The sequence below is a fragment of the Amycolatopsis albidoflavus genome (assembly GCF_039525725.1).
GTDB lineage: Bacteria > Actinomycetota > Actinomycetes > Mycobacteriales > Pseudonocardiaceae > Amycolatopsis > Amycolatopsis albidoflava.
This window is the reverse complement of sequence record NZ_BAAAHV010000015.1, coordinates 412,152-424,875: the sequence shown is the minus strand read 5'-3', so window position 1 is coordinate 424,875 and position 12,724 is coordinate 412,152. Positions and strand designations below refer to the sequence as shown.

Genomic DNA, 12,724 nt, shown 5'->3' with positions numbered 1-12,724 from the left:
TCGCCGGATTCTGCTGAGTCCGGGCGGGTGGTTCGCGGTGTTGTCGGCAGTGGCCGGTCCGGAGGCGGCCGCGCGGTCGTGGTTGATCGCGTTCTCGTGCGGCGTGGCACCGGCGTCCGGCGGTCTGCTGCGGCAGTTGCAGGTGCTGGCCGACCGGGCGGGGCGCGGGCAGCATGTGGTGGGTCCGGATACCCCGGTGAAGATCGAGCCGTCCGGACGGGTGCTGTTCGAGCCGGGCGGTTCGTTGCGGAAGATGAGCCAGGACCGCAAGACCCTCGAGTCGGCGGGCCGGCCGCCGAACAGTGCCGAATCCGCCACGCTCGAGGAAGGCCCGGGATTGGTCCTCGCGGACGGGGCCGCGCTGCCGGTCTGGGGCCTGTTCGGGAATCCTGCTGAGTGGAGCAGCGGGGTGCAGCCGGAACTGGTGAAGCGGGTGCTGTCCGCGCACCAGCGGCAACTGGACGACTGGATGCGCAGAGGTTACGGGTCGGCGGATCTCCAGGCGGAGTTCGAACGGCGGTGGCGTGACCCGCGGCTTGTCCGGCTGCGGGCTCAGCTGCAGCAAGCGGTGGACGCGGCGCGGGGCCGTGCTCCGGGAGAGTGGGCGACCGTCTCCGACGAGGCGATTGGCGCGATGCGGGATTGGTCGAAGTGGCGGCAGGAACTCCGAGCGGCAGCTGAGCCGGAAGCCGCGCTGGACGAATCGGACCTGGCAGTTATGGCGGCTATGGTGCTGCCCCCCGGTGTGCCGGCGCCGTTCGAGCTCTCGGCCGCTGAGCTGGAATTGTTGCTGGACCTCCTCAAACTGATGGCGACCCGGCACCCGGATTGGCGCCGCGATCCGGCACCGGTGCGCGTTCTCGCCGGCCAGTTGTGGTCGGAGTTCGCGGCGTTGAGCCGCGAGGTCGACATCCCCGCGAGTGTCGCGCTGGACCGGGCGCTCCTGGAGCGATGGTCGGACTTGATCGAGCGGACCGAGGACGGCGTCGCCAGCCTGAAGGCGAACGTGCATGACTGGAACGCCGCTGAGCAAATGGCAGAGGCGGTGCTGGGCGAACCCGGCGAGTCCGTGTCGGCGAGGGCGATCTTCGACGTCCACGCCGCGGTGGCGCACGGCTGGGCGGTTGAAGAGGGGGATTCCCCTTACCGTGCGGAGACCTTCGAAGCGTTGTGGGCCGTGCCGGTGATGGAGGAGATGCGAGCGGTCCGCGCCGGGCGGGCAGCCGAGGCGGACGACTTCACGGTGTCGGTGTTCCGCGACCGTTCGGCGAGCTGGACTTCTCGTGTGCTCGAATCCGCGGCGGAAACCGTACCGGGGACAGACGGAGCCGCCAGCCGCTGGCGGGCCTTGGCCGCCGAGCGGCTCGGCTTCGACCAGCCGCCCGGAGCGAAACTGACGGGGAACGCGGCGCGGCTGCGGATGCGCCTGTACCGATCCTTGATCGAACGGATGGCTTACCACCTGGCGCGCCTGGACCACGTTAACGGCCTCGGGCAGGCCGATCGGGTCGCGTTTGAGGAGGACCGGATCGACGCCCTCGACCGGGAAGCCGCGCGCCTGGAAGGCGAAAGCCTGCTGGTGGAGCTTGCTCTGGAGACGGGCGGGGCTCTAGACGCCTGGCTGGCCGGATGGGAGGCGTGGGAGGCCGGCGCCGAGCCGGCCCGGGCGGTGGCGCTGCTCGGCTTGGAGACGCTTGTCGCATCGGACTGGCCCCAGATGCGGGAGCTGTTGGACGACGAGCTGGCGCGTGTGGCTCCGGGGATGCTTACCCCGGCCGAGGCACAACACGTGGACGACATGGCAAGCCTATTGGAAATCGCCCGGAGCCAGGGAACGCAGGCCCGGGCTCTCGAAAACCTTGCCGAGGCGCTCGCCGATGATTTCGCGGAGCTGCGTCGCACCGGCAATCCTCCGGTTCCGGTTGCGATGGCGCGGGTCGAGGAGGCCGCGCGCGCGGCTCGCATGCAGGCGTTGGCCTCCGGAGAGTGGTCGTCGATCGGGGATGCCGAGCTGGCCGCGGAACCGGTCATGCCGCAGTTGACGGCACAGGCGCCCTTGTCGTCGGGCGAGATCACCCGGATCGACCGGTTCCGGGACCAGCATCGGGACCGGCTGGACCAGTTGTGGAAGGCGGTGGGTTCGGCGATCCCGGCAGCCTCCGCCGCTCAGTTCGAGTTAGGCCAGCGGGTGTCCGGGTCCATCGAGGGGCTGCGAGGACCGGCGCGGGACCTGGCGGAAGACGTGCTCTTGGCGCACGTTGCGGCGATGACGGCCGAAACGACCGGCGCGCGAACCGATGCGTGGCTGCGCGATGTGTGGAGCGATCCGCTGCTGCGGGAACTGCGGTCGCTGGCAGGCGAGGTCCTGGCCCCGAAGCTGCCCGCGTCCGAGCTGGCGCTCCGGCTTAACCGCCAGGGCCGCCTTTGGGGGGCTGCGATCGCCGGTGCCGAAGCACAGCTGGCGGCAAGCGCTGCGCAGTGGCGCTCGGATTCCGCGAGGCTGCTGGGCCCGCTCCTCGGCCTGCTCCGGTCCGATTCGGAGGACGCGCCCGCCGAGCGAGCCCGGGCGCTGTACGACGAGCTGGTGGATGCGATCGCCTTCGTGTCCTGGGAGCTGGACAGCACGCCGGGATGGAACGCGGAGGCGGTGCCGGAGGAATGGCTGCGGGATGTTCGGACGGCCTTCCGGGATTTGCGGAAGGCGGGCGCTTTTGAGACGGAAGCCGACCAGCGGGTGGCGGACTTCCGGGCCGTTTTCGCCACCGGCTTCCGGAACACGTTCCATCGCGAGCCGCCGGGGCGGGGGGCCGGCCCCACTGCCGAGGACGTGCGGGCGCGGTGGCTCAAGCGGGGGCGGAACCTGGTGGGGGTCAACAACAGCCGCAAGCAGCGCAGTCGCGCCGAGCGCGCGCACCTCGACGACCTGGCGATCGCGGTCGCCCGGCAGGACGCCGCAGTGGCGACTGTGCGGGCACGGGCCGCGGCTGCCGCCGGAGCCTGGGCAGCGGCAGGAGAACGCGGGCAGGCAGATCCGGAGTGGCTGGAGCTTCGCGCCAAAACCGTGGCCGGCTGGATGCTCGGCGGCAAGGGAATGCAGCGGTGGGATGCCGCGCAGCGGGAGCCCCTGCTGACCGCCCTGCGGGACGATCCGGCGGTGGCGAGCTGGTTCGTGGCGGTCGCTGGCGAGCACCCGTCCGGCGGGCACGAGGCGCTGGTGAAGGCGGTGCGAGAACGGCTGGAACTGGCACCGGAAGCGCAGTTGGCGCAGTGGCGGGCGGAAGGCATGCGGCTCCTCGGCTCCGACGGCTGGGCGGCATTGGCGACTCCGTGGCTGCGGTGGCTGGGCTTGCGGCTGGACGATCAGGCGGCGGCGGAATGGCTGCTCAACGTTGTCGGGCACAAGGCGGAAGGGAACAAACCCGAGCAGGAGATCCGCCTCGCCGACGAGGTCAAAACCGGCCTTACCGCGTTGGCGGAGGCGAACGAGCGGCAGCGGGGATGGTGGCTCCGTGAAGGGCGGCGGCTGCTGAACCGGCATCCCGGCGGCCCAGCCCGGTCGGACACGGTGGCCATGCTGGTCGGACACCGGGCCTTGCACTATCTCGCCTCGACGAGGGTCTCCGATCTGGCCGGATTGGCGCGAGCGACAGTCGGCCAGCTCCGCTCGTTGCGGTACGACCCGCCGCTCGGCATCGCGCGGGAGCTGCTGCAGCAGTGGCGTCGGCAGCAGGCACTGCCACCCGCTCAGCCAGCAGGGTCTGGCACGCCTGCGGCACCGCTGCCGGTGCAGACGGCGCCGGCGCCGTCTCCGGCTCCGGCCGAGACAACGCCGCCTGCCGAGCTCCCTGTGCCCGGGCCGGAACAGCCCGAGGCACCAGCGGTCGTCGCACCGGAGAATGTCAGCCTCCCCGCCTCTCCCGAGACGGCCCCCGCCTCGCCCGCGACGGAAGGCGCGGCCGTCTCCCCGGCCCAGGACGCCGAGATACTCGCCGCGGTCGAGGATTTCGAGGAGATGTTCGAAACGGACTTGGCGGAGGGCGACGCGTACCTGCGCGATGGCGGCGGAGTCGCGTTGCCGAGCGCACGGCGGCTCTTGGACGACCGGCCTGCTCCTCTCGCCGAGCGAGGCGCCTCGCCGCGGGCGCAGGAGCTGCTGTGGCAGCGCGCGGAAGCAGCAGTCGCGGTTCGGATCGAGGAGGAAGCCCGGAATCAAGCGCAGCTGATCGGCCGCGGCGGCCCGCTCGCTGCCCTCGCCGGGCCGGAAGCCGTTGCGCGGCTTGGCATCGACGCGGACGAGACGGCGGCGGCGCTGGCCGAGATCGAGCGGCAGTATGGTGGCGAATTCGTGGCCGGGCTGCGCGACGCTGCGGCGAAGGCGGTGGCCGAGCTCACCGACACGTCCGATTTCGAGGCGGTTTTGCCGGTCGTGCGGGACGCGATCGCCGCGCGGACGAAGCTCGGCCCGGCGGAGAGACTGGCCCGGGTGATGGCGCGGCGTTTGATCAGGCTCCACCAGGCCGAGACCTCCTTCCACCGTCTGGTGCGTGCTTACGAGTCCTTCCGGAGCGAAATCCACACCGCGACCACCGTGACATTGCCGGAGGTGGAGGCGCGTGAAGGGCTCGAAGCCGCAGACAGCCTTCGCCGCCATGCCAAAGCGCTGCTGGGCGAGATGCCGGAAGTCGTGCCGGGAGTCGGTCCCGATGAGACAGCACAGCGGCAGATGTACGCCGATCTGGTCGCAGTCCTGGCAGCCCGGCTGTATTCGGCGAACGACGCTACGACGGCATGGAATGAGACCCGGCCGTTGCGAGCGGCGGCTGAAGCGCTGCGCTCGTGGACTCGGAACGGGACCGTGCCCACGGCCCCGGGCGACGGGTGGGTCGCGCTGGGGTACCAGCGGATGGAAAGCATCGGACTCACCGCGGCGGGCAGCGATCTCCGCCGGACGCTGGCCGCGTTCACCGCCCGGTGGAACCCCCTCCTGCAGCCCGGCCGGGACGCTTTGGCCGGCTTGGACGACCCGACTCGCGACCGGGTGCTCGCCGAAGCCCGGCGTCTGGTCAGGGAGGAACGGGAGCTGGAGAATCTCGCCCGCCCGGACTCCGCCTGGGACGACGAGGGAAACCCGATGCCGGGAGTGGCCTGGCGAACTGCGGACGGCGCACTGGAGCCGGTCCGGACGAAGGCCCAGGAACCCCGTGGGACGCGAGAGCTGGTGTGGGCGGTCGGCCAGCGCGGCGAAACGGACTTGTGGATCGGCCTCCCCGACAACCGGGTGCAGGAATTGCTGGACGAGATGGCTCACGTGCTGGTGCCCGATGTCATCGCGCTGCAGCGGTTGCGCGACGACGAGGCTCGGCTGAGCGCTGAGCTCGCCGAGCGCGCGCGGGAAGTGCTGAACGGCCGGGACAGCGTCCCTGGCACCGGGTTCCGCGACCTCGACCTGCACGACGCCGACGCGGTCCGGAGGTTTGCGCAGCAGTGGGCCGACAAGGCACGCACTGGCCGCGACGAGATGGAGCGGCTCCCCTCCGCCGAACAAGCCCGGCTCCTCGACAAGGCGTGGCAGCAGCTCGGCCTCGGCGGGGAGGACCGGGCCCGGCTGACCGGCAAAGTCGACGAGACGTGGAAGCAGCCCGGCACCGCTCCGGAAGACCTGCTGCGCGACCCGGCCGGGGTTCTGTGGCACTCGATGGCGCACGCGCTCGTCCCGCTGCTGCGCAGCGTCGAGCCGGTCCGGGCCGACCTGGCGAACTTCCACGAGCGCCGGATCAACCGGACGGTCAACGACCTCTGGCAAGGCGGGGAAACCCAGCGGCTGGGACCCTTCGGGGAAGTGGTGTACACGCGGTACCCCGGGCTCGGTCCGGACCTGGTCTCGCATTTGTACGAACATGGCACCGAGACGGAGTTCCTTCGGTACGACGAGGACGGCCCTCGGTACGACGAGGAGGGCTGGGCGCTTCCGCGGTACACCGAGTCGAGCCGCACGAGCGTGGCGGCGCCTGCACTGCCGAAGTACCGAGACGACCGCGCGGAGACTCCGTCCGGTGGTTGGCTGTCGCTGTTCGCTGCCGCCGCAGAGTCGCTGGCGGAACGTCCGGAGTCGGCCGCGCAGTGGCGGCCGAGGGCGAAGGAGATGCTGCGCTGGTGGCCGCTGGAGGCGTACGACGCGCAAGCGTTCGCGTCGTCGGCACAGCTGCTGACCTCGATCGTGGACCTGGTTGCCGATGCTGGGCAGTCGTCCGGTCAGGATGCCGCTGACGAAACGATGGCTCGCGTGTCCTTCGCAGCATTCGCTGCGGGTGCCATCCCGTTCCTCGCGGCCCCAGTGGTGGCGTGGTACGCGCAGGCATTGCGCGCGCTGCCGGCCGAGGATGTCTTGTTCTATCGGCACCGCGCGCTGTCCCGGATGATACCGCCGGCCGCCGCCACCCGAGACGAGCTGGAGCTGCAGTGGCCGGTGCGGCACGCATATCTCGATGCGTTGGCGTTCCTGGCGTACGAAGACCGCAATCGTGCCGACTCGCAGCTCGCTCTGGTGGGGCCGGAACACTTCGCGGATCCGGACACGGTCGCCCGGCTGGTGCCTGAGCCGGAATCCCGCGATGCTGCGCAGGAAGCGCTGGACAGTCTCTTCGGCAACGCGGTGAAGAATGCCGCGTTGGGCCGGCCCCGCGAAGGAATCGCCGGGCCAGCTTCAGCCCAGAGCGCAGAGAGCGCCCGGAACAGCGACGCCGCGCCCGTTTCGAGTCGGAGCGCGGACCGCACCCTACGCGACGAAGACCTGCCCGCTCCGTCGGCCGCTCGCCGGACAGCGGAGCGTCCGCCGATCCACTGGACCGAGCTCTTGGTCGGATCCTGGCTGGACCTGTCGCGGGTGCTGAAACGCCCGTTGCTGGACTCCGACAGTCCGGGCGGGATGCTGTTCCCGACTCCGGCCGAGGTGGCTTCCGGCGCGGCAGCCCAGGTGCAGGACGCCTTCGCGGCCGGCCTGCGCCCGGCTGGTTCCTACACGGTGGCGATGCACTCCGACGCGGACAGCGGCGACTTCTCGATGTGGGTCGAGACCGGCCGGAACGCGGCGGGCGAGCCGGAGTACCAGCGGGTCCAGTTGGACGACGAAGGCTGGGCGCGGCTCGTGGTCAGCCTGGACGCGGTCGCGGGCCAAGGGGTGCTGCGGCATCCGAACGTGGTCGCACTGAGCTGCTCGACGAGCGACGAACGGCTGGAGCGCCTCCGGCCGTTGCTGGACCGGGCCGGATACCAGGGCACGCTGCACGGCCCGGCCTCACGCGTGGCACTGCGCCCGGACGGCTTCCAGTTCGAGAACCGCGGTTCCTTGCGGTCGATCAAGCCAGGCGGGCACTCCGAGGATTCGCAGCTGCCGGTGCACAGGTCGGCCTACCAGGGCGAGTTCGAGCACGGCCCGGGGATCGTGTTCTTCAGGAGCAGCCTGCCCGCCCAGCCGTTCGACGACTACACCCGGTCCGAGGATCTGCTGAGGGACTTGAACACCGACACGATCCGCGCCAAGCCGGATTTGAAGCGGGAGCCGTTGCTCGGGCCGAAGCTGTTCGACAACCCCAAGCCGGAACCCGACTTCCTTAGCGGCTTCGACTCGTCGGCGCTGCCGGTGAACCGTGCGGCGAGCTTCTTCCGCGCACTGAACCTCGCGAGCGGCGCACGGCCCGCCGCGGCGGAATTGGACCCGGACGCGCTGGCAGCCGAATCCGTTGTGCGCGGGCCACGCGGGGAAATGTCCAAACTGGTGCATTCGATCTGGCTGGGCGGGCCGCTGACCGGAACGGGGCTTCGCGGGGCGATCCGCCGGAACGTGGAGCGGATCGGCAAGCTGGACGGCAAAGCCGGGAAATTCCAGGCAGTGGTGTGGACCGACATCCCGCGCAGCCGGTTCGAGCGGGCCCTCTCGTCGTCTCCCGTGCTGAAAGACGACCAGCTGGCGGAAATCCGCGACATGGCGGAGTGGGCGCAGAAGAACGACGTGCTGCTGGTGAACCTCGACGAGGTGTTCCACGACGGGGCTCCCGGCAAACTGCAGGAGTTCACGGACATGGAGCGGGCCAAGCGGTCCAGGCCCGGGTACGGGTCGGCGAGCGACATCCTGCGGCTGGAGATCATGCGCCGGTTCGGCGGGGTCTACAGCGACGGCGACAATACCGTCAAGTCGCTGGACAGCGCGGTGCGGGCCGCGCAGTCCGAGCACGGCTACACCTTGTACGGAGTCCGGTTGAAGGACTTCCGGAGGCGGGCGAAGCAGGACAGCCCGGCCGAACGGGCAGCCGATGTTCTTCTGCGCCCGGCTCAGCATTTGCTGGACAGTCTTCGTCCGGGCCGTCGATTCGCTGACGTCGTGCCGGCCGAGAACAGCGACGAAGACTACGGCAGTGACTCCAGCGAGGACGACACCAGGTGGAATCAGAACAACTCGGCCATGGCGATGGTCAAGGGCAATCCGTACCCGGATGCCTACCTCGACGCGATCAGGGACCGATACCGCAAGACCCAGGCGAAGCTCTACGGGGGTACCTACACGACAGCCAGGTATCACTTCGAGCGGGACTTCGGATTCCGTCGCCGAAACTCCACCATCCTGCGCACCGGGCCCGATTTGCTCGACGCGGCGGCGAAGAACCTGGGGCTGGGCGGCGACCGCGCAGGGCTTCCCTCGGAGCAGCTGCAGTGGACATTGGACGGGATCGAGGAAGGCAACTTCGGGTCTTGGGAAGACCCCGAAGAGCCGCCGGCAGCACGGCCTCACAACGCCGAAGAAACGCTCGAACTGGCCAAGGACGCAGTGCGCACGCTGGTGCGGGAACTGTACAACCGAGAAGGGGACCTGCGGCTGACCAAGGTCGCCGACCCGCTCGCCACCCATCCGGCGCAGGGCCTCGTCTGGGACGCCGTGCTTGCCTACCTGGCCGCCCGGCCGGAATTGGCCGAAAAGGTCAGCTCGGTCACCGACTTCCCGGTGCGCGCGGCCGTCGACGGCCTGCTTCGGCTGCCGGCGCGGGCCCGGTCGTTCCTCAAGTTCCCGAAGGGCGGTGCGTCGACCTACCGGCTGCAGGAACTGTCCACGAAGGGGAGTATGACCGGCGCCCCGCTGCTCGCCGAGCCGTCGTTGCCCGGGAACGTGCCGGACATGCAGGACATCCTCGTGCCCGGCGTCCGCATCGACGACATCGTGGCCCAGCCGCTGTTCACCAAGAACCGGCGGCTCGCCGCGGTCGCGTTCCCGCTGTCGGACGAGGAAAGCGAGGTGTTCGAGGAGGCGTTCCGCAACGGTGCTGCGCTGTCTGACGGGCACTCGGTTCTGCCGCATCACGGCACTGCGGGATTCCGGGTGGCGGCGAAGGACGGTCGGACCGTCCCGCTCGACGCATCGGCGATGCTGAGGTTGTTCCTTGCCACCAGCCGGAAGTTCGGCATGGAGTGGCGGCAGGGCGCGACGCTCGAATGGCTGACCTGTCCGAAGGCGACGCCCGAAGCGCTCGACCGGCTCGGGCGGCTGCGCCGATCCATCGAGTCGCTTCGCTATCGCGGCAAGGTCTGGTTCCCTCCTGCGCCGCGCATCGAGGTGCTGCGCGACGGCCGCAAGCGGCTGCTGGCCAACGGTGAAGCCGCCACTCCGGGCGGGGTCGTGATGAGGACGCCTGGCCAGCCGATGCCAGGAGTGGGCACGGCCGCGGCCAATCCGGTCCCGGCAGCTCCGGACACTGTGCTGAATATGAGCTTCGCGCCGGATTCCCTGGGGATGGCGGTCACCACGGATTTGGCTGATTACGCGGTGTGGCAGGCGACTCGCCGGGCCATGCCGGCCAGCCTGGTGGCGGGCGTCTTCGACGATCCGTTCGTGGTGTATGTGAAGGCCGACCACCGTGGTCTCGTGGTGACGGGCGCGGATCTGGCGCAGCGAGTGCGGCGGATGGCGAGCTACCGGGCAGCGGTGGCGGTCCGTCCGAATCTGCCGGTGGTGGTGGTCGCCGCGACGACGTCCGTGCCTGACCACCGGCAGTTGAGCGAGACCTTCGCGGAGTTCGCCGACGCGCTCCGCGGCGCCGGGCCGCACCAGGAGATCGCCGCCGCCACCGGTCAGGGATCCGTGCCGCTCCCGGCGGAGTATTTCCGCCGGGCCACCGCGCCGAGGCTGGAGGACCTGAAGTTCGCGGATCTGACCGACGCCGACGGGGGCGGTTTCGGCCTTTCGTTCGCTCCTGCGGAGCGAACCCGGAACTCGAACCGCTGGGCCGCGGTGAAATCCACGAAGTTCGCCCAGCGGGTGCTTGCGGAATTCGACCCGTACGCGCCCAATGACGGCACCGAGAACGACGGATACTTCGCGAACTGGGCGGACAGCACTGAAGACGGCCGCGCACGACCGCTGCATCTGCTGTTCGAAGTCGACGCGGACGGCGACTATCTCGTCGAGAGCAAGCATCGCGGCGTCTACTCGGTGCCGCCGCGGGCAATGGCGCGGTTGGTGGCACGCACCGAGATGATGCAACGAGCAGTCAGCGGCCCGGTCCGCCGGCGCTTGCTGGTGGTCACGAAGTGTTCGGAGCCGGACCGTGTGGCCAATCCCAACCCGGCCTTCGTCGCAGAACTGACGCGGCTGCTGGGGCCGTGGCAGAGCGACCCCTACTTCGGTCCGGCGAAGCTCCGGAAGTTCGACGGCGTGCTTGCTGTCGAGCGCGGTCGTTCCTTCACCGAGCGGTCGTACGCGCTGAGCGATCTCGACTACGTTTCCGACGGCTCAGTGTTCGGCTTCCTGGGCGGATCCGTCACGCCGGAGGTCTTCGCCGCCGTCCAGCGCGCCACGGCGGCCGGGCAGTTCGACGTAGGCGGGGCGGCTCCTCGCCGGCCGGTCGTGGTGGTGATGGACGGCAAGAGCACCCACGCGTCGATCGGGGTGAAGGGCCGAAATCAGGTCGCGGAGCTGAGCGGCACGCTTTCCGGTCGCGCGATGCTGCAGGATCCGGCGTTCGTGGCCGCACTGAAGACGGGTCGGCCGGTGCTCCTCGTGTCCGGCAACGCCGCTGAGCGGGTGAACATCGGCGATTTCGGATTCGACTTCTCCGGCGTTCTCCACACGGCTGGGTTCTTCCAGCCGGTCTCGGCGCCGACCGGAGGGGTCCGGATGGCCGGCGGCCGGATGGTTCTCGAACCTGGTTCGGCTTTCGCGCTGGTGTCGGTGCTGCGCGCCGGAGACCTGACGCTCTCGGCGCTGGAGGGGCTGCCGCACCCCGACGCCAACCGGGTGGTACGGGCTCGGGTCATCCGGTCGAAAGACGATCGGCACGCCTTCGGCCAGCTCGAGGCATGGCTGGCCCAGACGACTGCCGAGTCGTTGAAGAAATTCCGGCGTGCCAACGGCAGGGAGGCTACGACGCCGTTCCGGAAGACGCCGGTGATCATCGCGCTTCGGCGCGCCGCTGACGGCCAGTGTCTCGCGGTGCGGAGCGACGGACGGGAACTCGCCGGGTCGCTGGTGAACGTGCTGCAGGGTTTGCGCGACGATCGCTTGCTGCGGGGGATCGCCGGCACCGACGTCGACAAGCCGTTGCTGGTGCTGAGCCTGGACAGCGCGCCGCTGGACCCGGCCGCTGTCGCGCGGGCGCTGAGCCCGGGCGGATACGCACGGCAGGTGTTCACTGCCTACGGTCTCGACCTGTCGCGTCCGGGCATTTTGGGTGCGGAAGGGTTCTACCGGGCCAGCCGGATCATGCCGGCGCCCGACGCGAGCGTCACCTATCCCCACGTCGTGCACAACGGCAGGGCAGCGGGCCAGATGTTCCCGCAGAATCCGCTGATGGCCGTCACGGACTACCTGTCGGTGCGGATCGCGCTGAATTCCGGGTTGCGGCATTATCTCCGGAGCAATGGCGCCTTTGACACGGACGGCAATCCGGCCGCGGACGACATTGTCATCCCCTGGCACCCTGATGTGTGGCAGATCGACGGACACGGATTGCCGGGGGAGCTGCATTTCTCCATGCGCACCGGCGATCGATACGTCTACGGAGACTACGTTCCGCACGGGGGCGGTGCGGCAGCGAAGGCCGTCTTCCTGAGCGACCCGTTCCTGCGGGCGGCACCCCGCCCTGGCGTCGGAATTCTGCTGGGGCAGTGTTTCGCCAATGTCGCCAAACCCGGTCAGCTGTCGGTCGCATACCAGTTCGCCGGTGCTTGGCAGAGCATTCGTCCGGATGATGTGTACGGTGCCACCGCGGAGGTCTCTCAGACCTACACCGGCGAACGCACTGTCGAGGACGGCGGGCGGTACGAAAAGGCGCAGCTGAAACCGGAAGTCAAGGTCGCCGTGCCGGGCGTCGTGGCACCGTCCGACCTCCTCGTCGGCGACATCCGGATTTCCGATGTCGAGTGGATTCCGCTGACCCGCCCGAGCGGAGAATTCGGGATGGCTTTCCCGCTGAACGACTACGCGAAGTCCGTGATGGCCGCCTTTGATCCCGATTCGCATCCGCTTTCCAAGGACGCCTATTCGCTGATGCTGGAGCACGGACGGGACGGCTTGCTGGTAAAGGCGAAGGGCCGGGTGGTAGCCCTCGACGAATTCGCGACCGCGAAGCTGTTCATTGGGCTCGGCGTGTTCACGAACCAGGCTTCGCGGCGGTCACGAGGGGTCGCCCTGCTGACCTGTCCGTGGTGGAGCCCGGCGGCCGCGCGGCGGATGTGGAGG

1 protein-coding gene (running past both ends of the window) is annotated in these 12,724 nt (G+C 69.7%); it reads left to right on the top strand.

The whole window is internal to a WXG100-like domain-containing protein gene (locus ABD156_RS26120; RefSeq protein ID WP_344278969.1) on the top strand: the coding sequence, 90,228 nt in all, runs 45,731 nt past the left edge and 31,773 nt past the right edge, and what appears here is coding positions 45,732-58,455, spanning codon 15,244 (partial) through codon 19,485 (complete); the first codon wholly inside the window starts at position 2. Both codon boundaries (start and stop) fall beyond the window edges.